This window comes from Alcanivorax sp., assembly GCF_051117345.1.
Taxonomy (GTDB): Bacteria; Pseudomonadota; Gammaproteobacteria; order Pseudomonadales; family Alcanivoracaceae; genus Alcanivorax.
This window is the reverse complement of record NZ_JBNPEC010000051.1, coordinates 1-16,881: the sequence shown is the minus strand read 5'-3', so window position 1 is coordinate 16,881 and position 16,881 is coordinate 1. Positions and strand designations below refer to the sequence as shown.

The 16,881-nt window shown below is 60.1% G+C and carries 21 protein-coding genes; 7 read left to right on the top strand and 14 right to left on the bottom strand.

Annotation, left to right across the window (positions count from 1 at the left end):
* Positions 1–633, top strand: a 633-nt coding sequence (locus ACFE0K_RS03420) for a hydroxymethylglutaryl-CoA lyase (RefSeq protein WP_434534730.1), incomplete at its 5' end; no start/stop codon positions are given.
* 82 nt (positions 634–715) lie between these two features.
* Here ACFE0K_RS03420 and ACFE0K_RS03415 read toward each other — a convergent pair.
* The 6 genes from ACFE0K_RS03415 to ACFE0K_RS03390 all read right to left on the bottom strand — a co-directional run bounded on the left by ACFE0K_RS03415 (position 716) and on the right by ACFE0K_RS03390 (position 5,768).
* Positions 716–1,042, bottom strand: coding sequence for an XRE family transcriptional regulator (locus ACFE0K_RS03415; RefSeq protein WP_434534729.1), 327 nt, complete (start codon positions 1,040–1,042; stop codon positions 716–718).
* A gap of 109 nt (positions 1,043–1,151) precedes the next feature.
* Entirely contained in the window at positions 1,152–1,589 is a 438-nt protein-coding gene (locus ACFE0K_RS03410) for a PaaI family thioesterase (RefSeq protein ID WP_434534728.1), read from the bottom strand.
* 251 nt (positions 1,590–1,840) lie between these two features.
* Positions 1,841–3,307: a PAS domain S-box protein gene (locus ACFE0K_RS03405; protein WP_434534727.1), complete on the bottom strand. Its 1,467-nt coding sequence runs from the start codon at positions 3,305–3,307 to the stop codon at positions 1,841–1,843.
* 137 nt (positions 3,308–3,444) lie between these two features.
* The gene (locus ACFE0K_RS03400; RefSeq protein ID WP_434534726.1) at positions 3,445–3,993 is read right to left on the bottom strand and encodes a YggT family protein; all 549 of its coding nucleotides are present in this window, start codon (positions 3,991–3,993) and stop codon (positions 3,445–3,447) included.
* Positions 3,994–4,202: 209 nt separating this feature from the next.
* A complete protein-coding gene (gene proC, locus ACFE0K_RS03395; protein WP_434534725.1) occupies positions 4,203–5,012 on the bottom strand; it encodes a pyrroline-5-carboxylate reductase in 810 nt (269 codons plus the stop codon).
* A 72-nt stretch (positions 5,013–5,084) separates the two neighbouring features.
* Complete coding sequence (locus tag ACFE0K_RS03390; protein ID WP_434534724.1) at positions 5,085–5,768, bottom strand: YggS family pyridoxal phosphate-dependent enzyme; 684 nt, start codon at positions 5,766–5,768, stop codon at positions 5,085–5,087.
* Positions 5,769–5,905: 137 nt separating this feature from the next.
* Between ACFE0K_RS03390 and ACFE0K_RS03385 the strand changes: the two genes are divergently transcribed.
* The 3 genes from ACFE0K_RS03385 to ACFE0K_RS03375 all read left to right on the top strand — a co-directional run bounded on the left by ACFE0K_RS03385 (position 5,906) and on the right by ACFE0K_RS03375 (position 8,636).
* The gene (locus tag ACFE0K_RS03385) at positions 5,906–6,940 is read left to right on the top strand and encodes a type IV pilus twitching motility protein PilT (protein ID WP_434534723.1); all 1,035 of its coding nucleotides are present in this window, start codon (positions 5,906–5,908) and stop codon (positions 6,938–6,940) included.
* A gap of 15 nt (positions 6,941–6,955) precedes the next feature.
* Entirely contained in the window at positions 6,956–8,077 is a 1,122-nt protein-coding gene (locus ACFE0K_RS03380; protein WP_297767888.1) for a PilT/PilU family type 4a pilus ATPase, read from the top strand.
* A 133-nt stretch (positions 8,078–8,210) separates the two neighbouring features.
* Positions 8,211–8,636: a TM2 domain-containing protein gene (locus ACFE0K_RS03375; RefSeq protein WP_434534722.1), complete on the top strand. Its 426-nt coding sequence runs from the start codon at positions 8,211–8,213 to the stop codon at positions 8,634–8,636.
* A 147-nt stretch (positions 8,637–8,783) separates the two neighbouring features.
* On the opposite strand, the gene ACFE0K_RS03370 is transcribed toward ACFE0K_RS03375, so the two are convergent.
* Positions 8,784–8,990, bottom strand: coding sequence for a SlyX family protein (locus ACFE0K_RS03370; RefSeq protein WP_434534721.1), 207 nt, complete (start codon positions 8,988–8,990; stop codon positions 8,784–8,786).
* A 383-nt stretch (positions 8,991–9,373) separates the two neighbouring features.
* On the opposite strand from ACFE0K_RS03370, the gene ACFE0K_RS03365 reads away from it, so the two are divergent.
* The 3 genes from ACFE0K_RS03365 to ACFE0K_RS03355 all read left to right on the top strand — a co-directional run bounded on the left by ACFE0K_RS03365 (position 9,374) and on the right by ACFE0K_RS03355 (position 11,574).
* Entirely contained in the window at positions 9,374–9,931 is a 558-nt protein-coding gene (locus tag ACFE0K_RS03365; RefSeq protein WP_434534720.1) for a TMEM165/GDT1 family protein, read from the top strand.
* Between the two features lie 98 nt (positions 9,932–10,029).
* Positions 10,030–10,584: a YaeQ family protein gene (locus ACFE0K_RS03360; RefSeq protein ID WP_434534719.1), complete on the top strand. Its 555-nt coding sequence runs from the start codon at positions 10,030–10,032 to the stop codon at positions 10,582–10,584.
* A gap of 69 nt (positions 10,585–10,653) precedes the next feature.
* The gene (locus ACFE0K_RS03355; RefSeq protein WP_434534718.1) at positions 10,654–11,574 is read left to right on the top strand and encodes a glutathione S-transferase family protein; all 921 of its coding nucleotides are present in this window, start codon (positions 10,654–10,656) and stop codon (positions 11,572–11,574) included.
* Positions 11,575–11,757: 183 nt separating this feature from the next.
* On the opposite strand, the gene arsH is transcribed toward ACFE0K_RS03355, so the two are convergent.
* From arsH to ACFE0K_RS03320, 7 genes are all read right to left on the bottom strand, one after another.
* Positions 11,758–12,468, bottom strand: a complete 711-nt coding sequence (gene arsH / locus ACFE0K_RS03350; protein WP_434534717.1) for an arsenical resistance protein ArsH — start codon at positions 12,466–12,468, stop codon at positions 11,758–11,760.
* A 125-nt stretch (positions 12,469–12,593) separates the two neighbouring features.
* A complete protein-coding gene (arsB, locus tag ACFE0K_RS03345) occupies positions 12,594–13,622 on the bottom strand; it encodes an ACR3 family arsenite efflux transporter (protein WP_434534716.1) in 1,029 nt (342 codons plus the stop codon).
* The gene (locus ACFE0K_RS03340; protein ID WP_434534715.1) at positions 13,622–14,116 is read right to left on the bottom strand and encodes an arsenate reductase ArsC; all 495 of its coding nucleotides are present in this window, start codon (positions 14,114–14,116) and stop codon (positions 13,622–13,624) included. Before ACFE0K_RS03340 ends, arsB begins: the two co-directional genes overlap by 1 nt.
* Positions 14,117–14,165: 49 nt before the next feature.
* Complete coding sequence (locus ACFE0K_RS03335; RefSeq protein WP_434534714.1) at positions 14,166–14,483, bottom strand: metalloregulator ArsR/SmtB family transcription factor; 318 nt, start codon at positions 14,481–14,483, stop codon at positions 14,166–14,168.
* Between the two features lie 341 nt (positions 14,484–14,824).
* Positions 14,825–15,538 (bottom strand): phosphate signaling complex protein PhoU, encoded by a 714-nt coding sequence (phoU, locus tag ACFE0K_RS03330; protein WP_434534713.1) that lies wholly within the window; start codon positions 15,536–15,538, stop codon positions 14,825–14,827.
* Positions 15,539–15,562: 24 nt separating this feature from the next.
* Positions 15,563–16,456, bottom strand: a complete 894-nt coding sequence (pstB, locus tag ACFE0K_RS03325) for a phosphate ABC transporter ATP-binding protein PstB (protein ID WP_290511428.1) — start codon at positions 16,454–16,456, stop codon at positions 15,563–15,565.
* 25 nt (positions 16,457–16,481) lie between these two features.
* Positions 16,482–16,881, bottom strand: a 400-nt coding sequence (locus ACFE0K_RS03320) for an ABC transporter permease subunit (protein WP_434534712.1), incomplete at its 5' end; no start/stop codon positions are given.

The window sequence follows — 16,881 nt, the reverse complement described above, 5'->3', positions numbered from 1 at the left end:
CTGGTGCTGGCCACCACGGAATCCTTCAACGAACGCAACCTGCGCATGAGCCTGGAGCAGGCAGCGCAAAGCTGCGAGGCCATTATTGCGGCAGCCAGGGAAGACGGCATTGCCACCCGCACCTATATCTCCGGCGCCTTCGCCTGCCCCTACGACGGCCCGGTGCCGGTGAGCCTGCCCCGGCAGCTGGCCGAGCGCATGTTCGCCGCTGGCAGTGACGAGGTGGCCATTGCCGACACCATCGGCGCCGGTAACCCGCAGCAGATGAAAGCCATCATGGCGCCGCTGATTCGCGACTTCGGCGCAGACCGCTTCTATGTGCACCTGCACGACACCCGCGGACTGGCCGCCGCCATGGCATGGGAAGCGGCGGATCTGGGGGTAAGAAAATTCGATGCATCCGTGGGCGGCCTGGGCGGCTGCCCCTTCGCGCCGGGGGCCACCGGCAATATGGCCACGGAAGACCTGGTCTACCTGCTGGAAAGCTGTGGCCTGGATACCGGCATCAATATTGACGGCCTGCGCGAGGCGGTGGCGCTGGCCGCCGAAGCCACCCAGCGCCCGCTGGGCGGGCGCATTCTCGACTGGATGGCCTCTCAGGAAAAACAGGGCAAGACGCCCTGCCTGTGGTGACAGGCCCGGACGTGCCGGGGGCCTGTCATCCAGGCTCGACCTTATTACTCACACCTGTCGCAGGCTCCTTCGACCAGAACATTCAGGCGCCAGTGCCAGCCTGCTGCTCCGCAATCAGGTCTTCCAGCAGGGCGCGATCCTGCGTTGACACCCGCCAGTGGATATCGGCCTGCTCCATCAGGGTCACCAGCTCGCGCAGGCTGAAGGCACCGATCTTGCCGGCCAGCAGCGCGTCCACCCGGGCGGCGGACAAATCCAGCCAGCGGCAGGCATGATCCCGGTTCCAGCCCTTGTCGGTGATGCCCTGTTGCAGGTTCATCACCAGACGACTGCGCAGCTCCATTTCCCGGGGCAGACGACCATCGTCCTCCAGATGGCCCCAGCCCTGATCAAACCACTGTGTCTCCATGGCACCTCCTTCCGGTACAGGCCCGGCAGGGTCGCCGGACCCTACCTTCAGGCTACACCGCCGAGGCGCAGAGACAACCCGGGGACACTGATCAGCGCGAGAGGAGAGATCAGTTTGGCCGGATCACCATGCAGGTGGCAGTAGCGTGGGCATAGAGTCGGCCATCTTCGTCTTCGATGCGGCCTTCAGTGATCACCAGGTTGCGACCCGCGTTGATCACCCGGCCTTCCGCGCGCAGGGTCTGGTTGAACGGCAGTGGCCGGCACATCTTGATGTTCAGATCGGTGGTGCCATAGCTCTCGCCGGCTGCCAGCACCGTGTGGGTGGCACAGCCGGTGACCGAGTCCAGCACCGTGGCGGCAAAACCACCGTGCACACCACCCAGGGGATTGGTGTGGCGTTCATCTGCAGTGGCCAGGAAGACCACCCGCCCCTCTTCCACCAGATCCGGATCCATGGGCATGGTCTCAGAGATGGGCGGGCGCGGCAGTTTGCCGGCGGCGAAGGCCTGCATGATTTCCAGGCCGGTCAGTGTCGCTATATTCATGGGATGTCCTGTTTGCCATGGGGAATGCCCGTCATTATGAGTTCCTTTTTGGAACTTACAAGACGATACAGGGCGTTTCCCGGCAAACAACAGGGCGGAACAAAACGGCGTTATCAGGAAAGGGGCGGCTCTGGCATCAAGCTGATGCCAGAGCGCAGGGGGTATTGCGAGTTACGAGGCACGAAAGGCAAACCGCTTTGCTTTTCGTTTTCCGAAACTCGCTTCTCGTAACTCGTAACGGATCTTCAGCCCTACAGCGTCACCGTCCGGCAACAGTTCTTTCCTGCCTGCCGGGCGGCGGCCAGGGCAGCTTCCACCGCCTGCAGGGCCGTGTCAGTGGAGCCGTACTCTTTCTGCTCCGCATCACAGGGCATCAGAGTGGCGACACCAAGACTTACCGTCAGGGGCACCGGCACCTCGGACAAAGACAGCACCGTCTGGCGACAATCCTCCGCCACATCTTCGGCCTGATTGAGGCCAGCTTCCGGCAGTAGCATCAGGAACTGTTTACCGGTGAAGCGCCCCAGACAGACATGATTTCCACCCAGCTTGCCCAGCGCCTCAGCTACCGCCACCAAGACATCATCGCCGGCAGCATGGCCATGCGCCTGGTTCAGCTGATCCAGATTGCCCACTTCCACCAGCACCAGCGAAAGTGGCTCACGGGTTCGCAGGCCCAGCTTCAGGTTCTGGCGCAGCTGCTCCAGGATCACCGGGCGGTTACTCAGGCCGGTGAGCGCATCCTGGCGGGCCAGACCGGCCAGTTCGCGGTTGAGCTGTTCCAGTTCGTCGCGCTGCTCGCGCAGGGCAATTTCGCCATTTACCTGGGCGGTGATGTCTTCGAGCTGGGAGAGGAAATAGCGCGGGGTGCCATCACTGTTGCGTACCAGGGAGACCGCCAGCAATACCCACACTTCGCGGCCATCCTTGTGGGTATAGCGTTTTTTCATCCGGTAGGTGGTGGCATCGCCACGCAGCAGGCTCTCCACATGCTCCAGATCCTTTTCCAGGTCATCCGGATGGGTAATGGTCTGGAAATCAATCTCGCGCAGCTCGCTGTCGCTGTAACCGACAATCTCGCTGACTGCCTCATTAACTCGCAGCCAGCGGCCATTGGGCGCGACGATGGCCATACCGATGGCGGCGTGACGGAACGCGCCTTCGAACAGGGCCACATTGGTTTCCATGTCCGTCACCGCCCGTACCCGCTGGGTTTCCAGCCAGGAGCGTTCCAGGCCATGACCCAGAGACAGGGCCATCAGCTCCAGCAATTCCATTTCCTCCATGCTGAAGGGCTCCGAGCGGGGCCGGGTATCGCTGAAATTCAGGGTACCAACGATATCGCCCTGCACCCGGATGGGCGTGGCGATATAGGCCAGCAGCTGCAAATCGGTGTAGGCCGGGTGGGAGCGCATGGATTCCAGAGCCCCCACATCATGGAGGGCCACTGAACCCTGTTTGGCCAGCACTTCAGCACAATAAGTATCGCCCAGGGCGAAATGATCCCCGGCACGGATGGCGTCATTGCCCGACCGCACCGCCAGCACCTGATAGTCCTGACCCTGCACGCGGCTGATGATGCCGACAGACAGCCCCAGCAGGCGGCAACCCACTTCCAGGTACTGTCGATACAACTCGCGGCTATCCGCACCATCCAGCAATGACAACCGATGCAGTTCCTTCAGGCCCACCAGACGCAGGTCCGCCCCCTCTTCCATGATCATCGTTCCTTTTCCAGGCAATGTTTTCGCAAACGTTATTTATACGCTTGTGGGATGCAAGTAAAAACCTTGCACAACATTTCTTATGCAGACATGAAAAAGGCGCCGTAAGGCGCCTTCGTGAATCCCGCGGCTCAGTGCAGTTGGAACAGTATCTGTAACAACTGGATGCCCAGCAGCACAAACAGCGGACTCAAATCGAAGCCACCCATGGGCGGCAGCAGTTTGCGCACCGGCGCCATGATTGGCTCGGTGATTTGCACGATCACCCGCACCACCGGGCTGTAGGGGTCCGGGGCCACCCAACTGAGCAGCACGCGGATCAGCACCGTCCAGAACACATAATTGAGAATCAGGCTGGCCAGTTCACGCAAAGCATGGAGCACCAGCGCGGCACCAATGCCGCTGGGGAAACCACCCACCTGGATGCTCAGCAGAATCACTGTTTTGAGAATGATCAGCACCAGCACCAACACCAGCGCGGCAATATCCAGGCCGCCGTAGCCGGGGATCACCCGACGCAGGGGCTTGAGCAACGGGTTGGTGGCCTTGAGCACGAACTGGGAGATGGGATTATAGAAATCCGCCCGGGCCAGCTGCAGCACAAAGCGGGTCAGTACGATGAAGATGTAGGCGCTGAAAACAAAGTCCAGCAGGAAAAACAGGGCGCCCTGGGGGTTCATGGATTACTCCGTGGTTCGCAACAGGGGAAGAGTTTGGGGCTTGGGGCGGGAAAATCAAGCTGCGATGGGCAAGCTACAAGCTTCAAGCTGCAACACGAGATACCGCCCTCTTTTCAACAAGGCCGTGCCCGCGCTCAAACGATCTGACGCGGGCACAGCATGCCAAGAACCTGACTACCTTTCACGCGCCTTGTAGCTTGCAGCTGCTCTTACCCCGCCAGCTCTTCCGACCGCTCCCGCGCCGCAGCAACGGCGGCCTGGACCTGTTCACGGAAGCCTGCTTCCTCGAAGACGTTGAGCGCTGCAGCGGTGGTGCCGCCGGGGCTGGTGACCTGCTGGCGCAGCACGTCCGGGCCCGCTTCGCTGGTGATGGCCAGTTGTGCAGCGCCCCAGGCGGTCTGCAGCACCATCTGACGAGCAGTGGCCGGGTCCAGCCCCTGCGCCTTGGCGGCTTCGATCAGGGATTCCATCAGCAGGAAGAAATAGGCCGGACCGGAGCCGGACACCGCAGTGACCGCATCCAGTTCTTTTTCCTCGGCAAACCAGAAAGTAAGCCCCACGGAGCCGAGAATCTCCTTGGCCATGGCTTTCTGCTCGTCGCTGACGCCCTCGGCGGCATACAGGCCCGTGGCGCCAGCCTGGACCAACGACGGCGTATTGGGCATGCAACGCACAATCGGAGTCTCCCCCAGCCAGCTACGCAGGTTGGCCACGGTGACGCCGGCGGCGATGGAGATCACCAACGGCTGGCGATCGGCAATCAGGTCGCGCAGATCTTCACACACGGCTTGCATCATTTGCGGTTTCACCGCCAGCACCAGCACATCCACTCGGCCCGCCACGTCGCGGTTCTCGGTGCTCACGTGCACGCGGTGCAACTGGGACACCTCTTCCAGGCGATCCCGGGAGGGGTCGCTCATCCAGATGCGGGCGGGGCGAATTCCTTTCGCCACCATGCCGCCGGCCAGACTCGTAGCCATATTGCCGGCGCCGATAAATCCGATGCTTTGCTGTGCCATAACTGCGCAATCCTTGTCTTGTGTTGTAACGCGTACGATGCCCGAGGCGCTGACGACGCTGGTCTGCTGTGGTCAGGTGGTGCGCGGACCAAACAGGGCGGTGCCCACACGAACCAGGGTGGCGCCTTCTTCGATGGCCACGCCGTAATCCGCGCTCATGCCCATGGAGAGCGTATCGAGGGACGGCATTGTATTGCGCAATTGTGACAGTGTCATGGCGAGCTGTCGGAAAGCGCCCCGGCTGCTGTCCTCACTGTCCGCCCGGGGAATGGCCATCAGGCCACGCAGGCGCAGGTTGGGCAGGATGACGACCTCCGCGGCCAGGGCGGGCACAGCCTCCAGCGCAATACCGCTCTTGCTGCCTTCGTCGTCCACGTTCACCTGAATACAGACATTCAGCGGCGGCAGATACGCCGGGCGCTGCTCACTGAGTCGGCGGGCCACTTTCAGCCGGTCCACCGAGTGCACCCAGTCAAAGTGAGCGGCGATATCGCGGGTCTTGTTGGACTGGATCGGCCCGATGAAGTGCCACACCAGGTCGCGGCCCGGCAGTGCCGCTATCTTGTCCAGGGCTTCCTGCAGATAGTTCTCGCCGAAATGCCGCTGCCCCTGGTCAGCCAGGCGGGCCAACTCGTCCGGTGCGCGGGTCTTACTGACCGCCAGAAGCTGCACACTGTCGGAATCACGGCCGGATTGCTCACAAAATGCACGAATTTGCGCATTGATCTCTACCAGTGGGCTTTTGGAGTCTGTCATTATTGAACGGCTCAAGAGGTCGGGTTACTTTAGGCATGCGACGAATTTCTGAGGAGCCGGGCTCCGGCTGCCGACATAATAACAAAAGGGTGCTTATGGGCATCCTTTCCAATACCAGACAACGCAAGTAGAAATCCATGGATATTACCGAGCTGCTCGCTTTCAGCGCCAAAAACGGCGCTTCCGACCTTCACCTGTCCGCCGGTCTGCCACCCATGATCCGCGTAGACGGCGACGTGCGCCGCATCAATCTGCCGGCCATGGAGCACAAGGAAGTCCACGCGCTGATCTACGACATCATGAACGACAAGCAGCGCAAGGATTTCGAGGAATTCTTCGAAACCGACTTTTCCTTCGAGGTGCCCGGCGTGGCCCGTTTCCGGGTCAACGCCTTCAACCACAACCGGGGGGCCGGCGCGGTATTCCGGACCATTCCCTCGAAAGTGCTGACCATGGAAGACCTGGGCATGGGCAAGGTATTCCAGAAGATTTCCGACATGCCCCGGGGCATTGTGCTGGTGACCGGCCCGACCGGTTCCGGTAAGTCCACCACCCTGGCGGCCATGGTCGACTACATCAACAACTCCCGCTACGAGCACATCCTCACCATTGAGGATCCCATCGAATTCGTACACGAATCGAAAAAATGCCTGGTCAACCAGCGGGAAGTGCACCGCGATACCCTGGGCTTTTCCGAAGCCTTGCGCTCGGCCCTGCGGGAGGATCCGGACATCATTCTGGTGGGTGAGCTGCGGGATCTGGAAACCATTCGCCTGGCGCTGACCGCCGCGGAAACCGGCCACCTGGTGTTCGGCACCCTGCACACCACGTCCGCTGCCAAGACCATTGACCGGGTGGTGGATGTATTCCCCGCCGAAGAAAAATCCATGATCCGTTCCATGCTGTCAGAGTCCTTGCAGGCGGTGGTTTCCCAGACCCTGATGAAGAAGAACGGCGGGGGTCGGGTGGCCGCCCACGAAATCATGATGGGCACGGCGGCGATCCGGAACCTGATCCGCGAAGACAAGGTGGCGCAGATGTACTCGGCCATCCAGACCGGCGGCGCGCTGGGCATGCAGACTCTGGATCAGTGCCTGCAGGGGCTGGTGCAGAAAGGGCTAGTGGCCCGTGAAGTGGCCCGCGAAAAAGCCAAGAGCCCGGACTCAATCTAACGAGGAGAGAAACAAATGGAATTCGAAGAGCTCCTCAAACTGATGGTGCAGAAAGGCGGCTCCGACCTGTTCATTACCGCCGGTGTACCGCCCAGCATGAAGGTGAACGGCAAGATCCTGCCGGTGACCAAGAGCGCGCTGACCCCGGACATGACCCGGGATATCGTGTTCGGCGTAATGACCGAACAACAGCGCAAGGAGTTCGTGGCGCACCACGAGTGCAACTTTGCCATCTCCGCCCGGGGCATCGGCCGCTTCCGGGTGTCCGCCTTCTACCAGCGCAACCTGGTGGCCATGGTGCTGCGCCGCATCGAGACCAAGATCCCCAACGTGGACGACCTGCGTCTGCCGCCGGTGATCAAGGAACTGGCCATGACCAAGCGGGGGCTGGTGATCTTCGTGGGTGCCACCGGTACCGGTAAGTCCACTTCGCTGGCCTCCATGATCGGCCACCGCAACAAGAACTCGAAGGGCCACATCATCACCATCGAAGACCCCATCGAATTCATCCACCAGCACCAGGGTTGCATCGTCACCCAGCGCGAGGTGGGCATTGATACCGAATCCTTCGATGTGGCCCTGAAGAACACCCTGCGTCAGGCGCCGGACGTGATTCTGATCGGCGAGATCCGCACCCCGGACACCATGGACAAGGCCATCGCCTTCGCCGAAACCGGCCACCTGTGTCTGGCCACCCTGCACGCCAACAACGCCAACCAGGCGCTGGACCGGATCATCCACTTCTTCCCGGCGGATCGTCACGGCCAACTGTGGATGGACCTGTCCCTGAACCTGAAAGGCATCGTCGCCCAGCAACTGATCCCCACCCCGGACGGCAAGGGTCGCCGCGCCGCCATCGAGGTACTGCTGGGCACGCCGCTGGTACAGGACCACATCCGCAAGGGCGAAGTGCACATGCTCAAGCAGTTGATGAGCAAGTCCCGCGAACAGGGCATGCAGACCTTCGACCAGGCCCTCTACGACCTCTACTCCGTCGGCGAGATCACCTACGAAGACGCCATGCTCCACGCCGATTCGCCCAACGATCTACGCCTGATGATCAAGCTGGGCAACGAAACCGATGCGTCCAGCCTGGATATCGCCACGCGGGGATTGAGTATCGAGGACACAGAGTAAAGATAGTTAATAATTAACAGTGAATAGTTAATAGTTGCGCGGTGGAGGCCGTTACGGACTGACAGGCTCTGCCCGCGCCCAACCCCGCGATAGCAGGGACGCCTTTTTACTTTACCAATGGAGGGGAAAACCCATGCAACAACAGAAAGAAACGCACCTGACACCCATCGGCTATCTGCTGTGGTTTTTCGGCGGTATCTTCGGTTATCACCGTTTCTACTATGGCCGCCAACTCACCGGCCTGCTGTGGATGCTTACCGCCGGGGTCTTCTTCATCGGCTGGATCGTGGATGCCTTCCTGATTCCGGGCATGAACCGGGATGCCAATAACCAGTTCAAAACCGGCGAGACTGATTACAGCGTGGCCTGGGTGCTGATGCTGTTTCTGGGTATCTTCGGCGCCCACCGCTTCTACATGGGCAAGATCGGCACCGGTATTCTTTACCTGCTGACACTGGGCCTGCTGGGCCTCGGCGTGCTCTACGACCTGTTCACTCTTAATGGCCAGGTGTCCGAGCGCAACGGCGAAACCGCTCAGGGTGAGCCGGTTCCTGCCTGAAGAGAAGCAAGCTACAACGCGAGAAAGATCATTTTTGATCTGCAATCAAAGAGGCCGCGCCCAACTTTTGGGCGCGGCCTCATCAGTTCTGGCCCGCAATAGACTTGCCCGCGTTGCAGCTTGTAGCTTGCGGCTTGAAGCTATCTTTCAATAATGCGGCGGCGGTGCATCTTCAATACGTGACGCCGCCATTTCCTCGGACAAATCCAACACCCGGTCCACCAGTTTCCGGCACACCTTGTCCAGCTCGTCAATTTTTGCCTGCTGATCACTGACCACCTTGTTCAGGTGCTGGACCAGGTCTTCCTGGTAGGCCAGCTTGGTTTCGATATCGAGAAAACGCTCGTCGCTCATTGGGTGTCTCTCTGGTTGTCTTTACGGCAGGGCAAATCCCCACCAGCTCCGTAGGATCGGGTTTTCGCTTCTCGTAACTCGCACCTCGAAACTGTGGTTATCACGCCGTCCCTACAGGAAGTATGGCATCGCCCCATTGTACTTGCCCGAACGCAATAATGCCGCTAAGGTTTGCCCCGTCTTGGGGGAGTAGTCGCTCGGTTTTCACCCCTTGGCGGTCATCAACATAGTTGCGCCGCATGCGCATGGTGGCCGCGTCCGCATCTAGGGAGCCTCTGAATACTCCTAGGATTGACGAGACCTGAGACATCGCTGGTATTCCGCTGGGGCGGGATTGACCGGTGGTGTCTCTGTGTCGCAATCCCGCCCCTCTGGAAACATTCATGGAAGCCCTGCTCAGCTCTTTCCTGCTGGTTGCCCTCGGCGAGATCGGCGACAAGACCCAACTACTGTCCCTGGCCCTGATCCTCAAATTCCGCAAGCCCTGGCCGATTCTGGCCGGCGTGGTGGTGGCCACCCTGCTCAACCATGGCGCGTCGGTATGGTTTGGTGACTGGTTGGCAGGCGCCATTCCCGGAGACTGGCTGCGCTGGATTCTGGGCATCAGCTTTATCGGCCTGGGCCTGTGGATGCTGATCCCTGACGGCGAGGAGAAAGTGGATGGTGATCCCCGCTTCGGCCCCTTTTTGACCGCCCTGGTACTGTTCTTCATTGCCGAAATCGGTGACAAGACCCAATTCGCCACCATTGCCCTGGCGGTTCAGTTCAAGGACCAGTTCTGGCCGGTACTGGGCGGCTCCACCCTGGGCATGATCGTCGCCAACCTGCCGGTGATCTGGCTGGCCCACCAGTTCGGAGGCCAACGTCTGGAAACCTGGGCCCATCGCATCAGTGCGGTACTGTTTGTGGGTTTCGGGGTCTGGGCGTTGATGCCAGCCTGACCAAACAGGCGCCACGCGACACGCATAAAGCCTGATACAATCTGGCTTCTTTTTGCGTGCATGCGTGTTGCGTGCTGCCTGTTTGCGAGTCCTGACCCATGGCCCTCACCGCCACCATCTACAAGGCCGAACTGACCGTGTCCGACATGGACCGGGACTACTACGCCACCCATAACCTGACCGTGGCGTTGCATCCGTCGGAAACCGAATCGCGGATGATGTTGCGGCTGCTGGCCTTTGCCCTGAATGCCCACGAAGACCTGACCTTTACCCGTGGCCTGTCCAGCACTGACGAGCCGGATCTGTGGCAACGCAACCCGGACGACACGCTGGAACACTGGATCGAACTGGGCATGCCGGACGAAAAGCGTCTGCGCAAGGCCTGTGGCCTGGCGCGCCACGTGACGCTCTACACCTACGGCGCCCGGGCACCACAGGTATGGTGGGAGAGCATGAAGAACAAGGTGACCCGCTTCAGCAACCTGCACGTCGTTCATGTAGACCCGGACAGCGAAGCGACCCTGGCGCCACTGATGCAGCGCACCATGCAACTGCAATGCATGATTCAGGATGGCCAAACCTGGTTCGGCAGCACCGAGCAATCCATGGAGATGGGCCTGACAACCTGGTTTGGCGCCAGCCACCATCACTAAATCTTCACGCTGCGCACAATGCCTTCATGTTACTAGTGCAGTCGATACTTCTTTGACGACGGAGACTCCATGCCAGAACTGATTCTGCACCACTACGCCCTGTCCCCCTTTTCCGAAAAGGTCCGGGCCATGCTCGGCTATGCCGGCCTGGACTGGCAATCGGTCACCGTGCGAGAAATGCCGCCTCGGCCGCAACTCGCGCCCCTGGCAGGCGGTTATCGGAAAATCCCGGTGGCGCAGAGCGGCGCGGATGTGTTCTGCGACACCCGCATCATCAGCCAGGAAATTGCTCGTCTGGCCGACAAGCCTGAACTGGTGGCGGCCAACTGTGATTCCCAGGTGCAGGATTTTGTCGCCAGGGTGGACCTGGATATCTTTCTCGCCTGCATCATTTCTGCGGGTAACATGACCTTGCTGCGCAAGGTACTCAAGGAATCGTCACTGCTGGATCTGGGCCGCCTGTTATGGGACCGCATCGCCATGGGCAGCAAGGCCAAGGTGAAAACCAACAGCCCGAAACAGATGAAACGCATGGTGGAAGCCCATCTGACCGACCTGGAGGGAAAGCTGCAATCACAGCCGTTCCTGTTTGGCGACACGCCAAACGCCGGTGATTTTTCCGCCTACCACAGCCTGTGGTTCCAGCGCGACCTGGCGGAACAACCCCGCTTCAAACGGTTTCCCAAGGTAAATGCCTGGATGGACCGCCTGCAGGCCTTTGGGCAGGGCAACAGCACCCAGATCAGCGCCGACCAGGCCCTGGAGCAGGCCCGTGCCGCCACCCCCCGCCCACTGCCCGATTCCACTCAGGACCAGGCTCTGATCGGCAAGACCGTGAGCGTGGTCCCGAGCGACTACGGCCGTATTCCGGTGGAAGGCACCCTGGTGGCCAGCACCGATGAGCGCTGGATCGTGGCACGGGACGAGGATGCCGTGGGTCGGGTGCATGTGCACTTGCCGCGCCAGGGCTTTGTGATCCGCGCGGTCTGACCGAGCACTGATTCAAGCGTTGGAGCCTTGCTTGCAAGGCGAAGGGCTTTTTCCGGTGCCGTGCCAACGGCTGATCTTTCGCTTTGCGAGCAAAGCTCCAACGGGAGCTTCGCAACCGAATTGGGGAAACCACCACCCCGATAGAACTTTGCTCACAAGGCGAACGTGCCGGGCCCAGCCCCCCTACATGCTGCGCTGATTAACCCGCTTCATCAGTTCTTCAGCACTTTCCTTACGCTCGGAATAGCGGTCGGTAAGGTAGTCGCTACGATCACGGGTGAGCAGGGTGAACTTCACCAGCTCCTCCATCACATCCACGATACGGTCATAGAAACCGGACGGCTTCATGCGGTCGTTCTCGTCAAATTCCAGAAAGGCCTTCGGCACTGATGACTGGTTGGGGATAGTGAGCATGCGCATCCAGCGACCCAGCACCCGTAGCTGGTTCACCGCATTGAACGATTGCGAGCCACCACACACCTGCATCACCGCCAGGGTCTTGCCCTGGGTGGGGCGCACTGCGCCCAGCGACAATGGAATCCAGTCGATCTGCGCTTTCATGATGCCGGTCATGGCGCCGTGGCGCTCTGGCGAGCACCACACCATCCCCTCACTCCAGGTCACCAGATCACGCAGTTCCTGCACCTTGGGGTGGCTGGCATCTTCGCTGTCGGGCAACGGCAGGCCATCGGCATGAAAAATCCGCGGCTCTGCGCCCATGGCTTCCAGCAGACGGGCCGCTTCCGCCACCACAAGACGGCTGAAGGAACGCTGACGCAGCGATCCATACAACAACAAGATCCGTGGTTTATGGGTAGACGGCTGATCCCGGAATACGCTATCGGTCGTGGGAAACTGGAAGCAGTCGTTGTCTAGGTTGGGTAGATCTTTCATGGCACGATGACTTCTTTCGCAATAATTAAGGCCGTCTTCGCGATGCAAGCATCGCTAACTACACGAGGGTAGTGATTCTTGCATCACGAACGGTTTTGATTTCGCTGTTAACTATTCACTATTAACTATTCACTGCTCTCTTCGAACCAGTGCGAAGTACGATTGACGATCGCCACCAGCGTCAACATCACCGGCACTTCCACCAGCACACCCACCACCGTGGCCAACGCCGCGCCGGAGTGCAGACCGAACAGGCTGATGGCCACGGCCACCGCCAGCTCGAAGAAGTTGCTGGTGCCGATCAGGCAGGCGGGACCAGCCACGTTGTGCTTCAACCGCAGACGCCGGGCCGCCCAGTAGGCAATCACGAAGATGCCGTAGGTCTGGATCAACAGCGGAATAGCGATCAACACGATAGCCATGGGTTTGGCCAGAATGGTTTCCGCCTGAAAGCCGAACAGCAGCACCACGGTGGCCAGCAGCCCCATCACACTGATCGGTTTGAGGGCATGGACGAAGCCCTCCACTTTCGCCTCGCCACCTTTTGCCACCAGCATCTGGCGGGTCAGGAAACCGGCGATCAGCGGCAGCACCACATAGAGCACCACGGACAGCAGCAGCGTATCCCAGGGTACGGTGATATCACTGACACCCAGCAACAGGGCCGCAATGGGGGCAAAGGCGAACACCATGATGATGTCGTTCACCGACACCTGCACCAGGGTGTAGTTGGCATCCCCCTTGGTCAGGTGACTCCACACAAACACCATGGCGGTACAGGGCGCCACGCCCAGAAGAATCATGCCAGCGATATACTCGGTGGCGGTCTGAGGGTCCACCCAGCCGGCGAACAGCACCTTGAAGAACAGCCAACCCAATGCCGCCATGGTGAACGGCTTGATCAACCAGTTGATCACCAGAGTGAGCAACAAACCCCGTGGGTTCTGCCCCACTTTCTTGATCGCCGTGAAATCAATCTGGATCATCATCGGGTAGACCATCACCCAGATGAACACCGCCACCGCCAGATTTACGTGGGCGTACTCAAACGCTGCCACCGCCTGAAACACGGGCGGCACGGCCAGCCCCAGGGCCACCCCGGCAATAATCGCCAGGCCGACCCAGACACTCAGGTAACGTTCAAAAAACGGCATCAGTGGCCACCCAGTTCCCGATGAATTTTCTGGGCTGACGCAATCAGGCCCAGCGGGTTCATCTCGTCCAGATCCAGTTCCACCAGCTTCTCGATGCGGTCGTGCAACTCGTTATACGTGGTCTCAAAGGCTGCGCGGATTTCCTCGTCCGTACCCGTGACATGGGCCGGGTCGTGCAGGCCCCAATGCACCTTGGGCGTATCACCCAGCCACACCGGGCAGGATTCGCCAGCAGCGGCGTCGCAGACGGTAATCACCAGATCAATCTGCTCACCTTCCAGATCATCCATGGATTTGGAGCTGGGGTTGTTCACTGTCACGCCATGGCGCGACAGTACTGCCAAAGCATTGTCGTTGACCTTGCCGGTGGGCTGGCTGCCGGCACTCAGGCCCCGCAGCTTGCCGTTGCCCAGGTGGTCGGCCAGGGCTTCACCGATGATGGAACGGCAGGAATTGCCGGTGCACAGAAACAGGACATTCAGGGGCGTATTCATGGTCGTTATCTCTCTCAGCGATTTGGGCAATGACGCTTACGGACAGCACTTACGGGCAGCAAAAAGTCTCAGGAAAACGGATGGCCAGATGCTCTCGGGCCGGTTCCACCAGGGAATCAAGGGTCACCATGGCCCAGGCGGGCAGTTCCGGGTTGATGCGGTAATGCATCCAGGTGCCCTGCCGCCGCGCCACCACCAACTCGCACTGGCGTAACTGGGCCAGATGCCGGGAGACTGTGGACTGTGGGGCACTGATGGCTTCCACCAGGTCGCACACACACACCTCGCCCTGGCCATGCAGCAGGCAGATCAGGCTCAGGCGAAGGTCATCGCCGAGACATTTGCAGAGCTGTGAGGGAGTGAGCATGGGCCGCCCTGTATTCGTATATTCGGAAATACGGATATTAAAGAGACACATTGCAAGATACAAGTTTCAATGCGGGAAGGTTTTGTGACGATGGCGGAAAGGCAAAGGCCGCGCCCGGAACGGGTGCGGCCTGCAAGGGTCCTGTAGGAGCGCCGCTTGAGGCGCGAAGCGAGGAATGCGCTAGCCATAGCCTTCAGGATAGGCCTGCCGAGCGTTGCCATTCCTGATCGCCCTGCGGGCGACTTCCTCGCTGCGCGAGGTTCGCGCCTCAAGAGGCGCTCCTACAGCGGCGTTGTAGCCGATTTTGCTCGCAGCTGGAAGCTCGTAGCTCGCAGCTGCCTTTATTTCTTCAGCTTGGCTTCGATCTCGTCCACGGTGATATGGCGTACATCCTTGCCTTCCACCAGGTAGATGACCTGCTCGCCGATGTTGCGGGCGTGGTCACCGATGCGTTCCAGGGCGCGCAGGGACCAGATGATGTTGAGGATACGGGTGATGGAACGGGGATCTTCCATCATGAAGGTCACCAGCGAGCGCATGGCGCTGCGGTATTCCATATCCACTTCGTTGTCTTCGGCGGCTACCGCCAGAGCTTTCTTGGCATCGAAGCGAGCAAAGGCATCCAGGGTGTCGCGCAGCATGTTGCGCACATGGTTGCCGATGTGGCGCACTTCCACGTAGCCACGCGGGGACTCGCCCTCTTCCGCCAGTTGCTGGCCCATGCGGGCAATCTTGGCGGATTCATCGCCGATCCGCTCCAGGTCGGAGACGGCCTTGGTCACGGCAATGATCAGACGCAGGTCCGAGGCGGCGGGCTGGCGCAGGGCCAGTACCTTGGTACATTCCTCGTCGATCAGCATTTCCAGCTTGTCGACCTTGTCTTCCGTCTCCAGCACCTTCTGGGCCAGGTCGGAATCCGCATGCAGCAGTGCCTGCAAGGCATCCACCACCTGCTTTTCCACCAGGCCACCCATCTCCATCAGGTTGTTGCGGATGGATTCCAGTGCCTCATTGAACTGGGTTGAGCTGTGCTCACCAAAATGCATGCGATCCATGATCTGTTTTCCTCCGAGCGGCGCTTAGCCGAAGCGCCCGGTGATATAGGCTTCCGTCAGATCGTGTTCCGGTTTGGTGAACACGGTCTCGGTGTCATTCATTTCCACCAGACGACCCAGGTGGAAATAGGCAGTGCGATGGGATACCCGCGCGGCCTGCTGCATGGAATGGGTGACGATGGCGATGGTGTAGGACTCGCTCAGCTCGCTAATCAGTTCCTCGATCTTGGCGGTGGCGATGGGGTCCAGTGCCGAGCAGGGCTCATCCATCAGCACCACTTCCGGACTAACGGCAATGGTGCGGGCAATACACAGACGTTGCTGCTGACCACCGGACAGGCCAGTACCAGAGGCGTGCAGGCGATCCTTCACCTCATCCCACAGACCCGCCTTGCGCAGGCTGTTTTCCACGATCTCGTCCAGGTCGTATTTCTTGTTGGCCAGGCCGTGGATACGCGGGCCATAGGCCACGTTATCGTAGATGGATTTGGGAAACGGGTTGGGCTTCTGGAACACCATGCCGACCCGGGCACGCAACTCCACCACATCCAGTTTCGGGTCGTAGAGATCCTGCCCTTCCAGATGCAGATCGCCTTTTACCCGGCAGATATCAATGGTGTCGTTCATGCGGTTCAGGCAGCGCAAGAAGGTGGACTTGCCACAACCGGATGGGCCAATCAGCGAGACCACTTCGTTCTTGCCGATATCCAGGCTGACGCCATGAATCGCCTGATTATCGGCGTAGAACACCTCCACATCACGCAGGCGCATTTTCGGGTTATCCACAAAGGGCTTGCCCACGGTCTGATCGGGATAGGGGGTGTCTTGTGTCATTGCGTCACGCTCATTAATGGCCTTGTCTTTGGCCGCATCATTGTTGCCCAGAGACGGTTTGTCCAGTTGCTGTGCGGTTTCCATCACTCAAATCCTCGTTACCGGTCCGTTACCAGCGCCGCTCAAGACGCTTGCGCAGTACCACCGCCAGGGTGTTCATGGTGATCAGGAATGCCAGCAGCACCATGATGGCGGCAGACGCCAGCGCTTCAAAAGATTGCTCCGGGCTGTCCGCCCACAGGTAGATCTGTACCGGCAGCACGGTGGCAGCATCCAGGGGACCGGCGGGCAGATCGACGATAAAGGCCACCATGCCGATCATCAGCAGCGGTGCGGTTTCACCCAGGGCTTGGGCCATGCCGATAATGGCGCCGGTGAGCATGCCCGGCAGCGCCAGCGGCAGCACATGGTGCAACACCACCTGCATCTTCGATGCCCCCAGCCCCATGGCCGCCTGGCGAATGCTGGGCGGTACCGCCTTGATGGCGGCACGGCTGGAAATGATGATG

What these genes read in the sequence shown, in the direction of transcription:
- arsB (WP_434534716.1), bottom strand. Translation starts at nt 13,622, where the DNA reads ATGCCGTTTTTTGAACGTTACCTGAGTGTCTGGGTCGGCCTGGCGATT.
- ACFE0K_RS03355 (WP_434534718.1), top strand. Translation starts at nt 10,654, where the DNA reads ATGCCAGAACTGATTCTGCACCACTACGCCCTGTCCCCCTTTTCCGAA.
- ACFE0K_RS03405 (WP_434534727.1), bottom strand. Translation starts at nt 3,307, where the DNA reads ATGGAAGAGGGGGCGGACCTGCGTCTGGTGGGCCTGAAGGAACTGCAT.
- pstB (WP_290511428.1), bottom strand. Translation starts at nt 16,456, where the DNA reads ATGGAAACCGCACAGCAACTGGACAAACCGTCTCTGGGCAACAATGAT.
- ACFE0K_RS03360 (WP_434534719.1), top strand. Translation starts at nt 10,030, where the DNA reads ATGGCCCTCACCGCCACCATCTACAAGGCCGAACTGACCGTGTCCGAC.
- arsH (WP_434534717.1), bottom strand. Translation starts at nt 12,468, where the DNA reads ATGAAAGATCTACCCAACCTAGACAACGACTGCTTCCAGTTTCCCACG.
- ACFE0K_RS03385 (WP_434534723.1), top strand. Translation starts at nt 5,906, where the DNA reads ATGGATATTACCGAGCTGCTCGCTTTCAGCGCCAAAAACGGCGCTTCC.
- ACFE0K_RS03410 (WP_434534728.1), bottom strand. Translation starts at nt 1,589, where the DNA reads ATGAATATAGCGACACTGACCGGCCTGGAAATCATGCAGGCCTTCGCC.
- ACFE0K_RS03390 (WP_434534724.1), bottom strand. Translation starts at nt 5,768, where the DNA reads ATGACAGACTCCAAAAGCCCACTGGTAGAGATCAATGCGCAAATTCGT.
- ACFE0K_RS03335 (WP_434534714.1), bottom strand. Translation starts at nt 14,483, where the DNA reads ATGCTCACTCCCTCACAGCTCTGCAAATGTCTCGGCGATGACCTTCGC.
- ACFE0K_RS03380 (WP_297767888.1), top strand. Translation starts at nt 6,956, where the DNA reads ATGGAATTCGAAGAGCTCCTCAAACTGATGGTGCAGAAAGGCGGCTCC.
- ACFE0K_RS03415 (WP_434534729.1), bottom strand. Translation starts at nt 1,042, where the DNA reads ATGGAGACACAGTGGTTTGATCAGGGCTGGGGCCATCTGGAGGACGAT.
- ACFE0K_RS03375 (WP_434534722.1), top strand. Translation starts at nt 8,211, where the DNA reads ATGCAACAACAGAAAGAAACGCACCTGACACCCATCGGCTATCTGCTG.
- ACFE0K_RS03365 (WP_434534720.1), top strand. Translation starts at nt 9,374, where the DNA reads ATGGAAGCCCTGCTCAGCTCTTTCCTGCTGGTTGCCCTCGGCGAGATC.
- phoU (WP_434534713.1), bottom strand. Translation starts at nt 15,538, where the DNA reads ATGGATCGCATGCATTTTGGTGAGCACAGCTCAACCCAGTTCAATGAG.
- ACFE0K_RS03370 (WP_434534721.1), bottom strand. Translation starts at nt 8,990, where the DNA reads ATGAGCGACGAGCGTTTTCTCGATATCGAAACCAAGCTGGCCTACCAG.
- ACFE0K_RS03340 (WP_434534715.1), bottom strand. Translation starts at nt 14,116, where the DNA reads ATGAATACGCCCCTGAATGTCCTGTTTCTGTGCACCGGCAATTCCTGC.
- proC (WP_434534725.1), bottom strand. Translation starts at nt 5,012, where the DNA reads ATGGCACAGCAAAGCATCGGATTTATCGGCGCCGGCAATATGGCTACG.
- ACFE0K_RS03400 (WP_434534726.1), bottom strand. Translation starts at nt 3,993, where the DNA reads ATGAACCCCCAGGGCGCCCTGTTTTTCCTGCTGGACTTTGTTTTCAGC.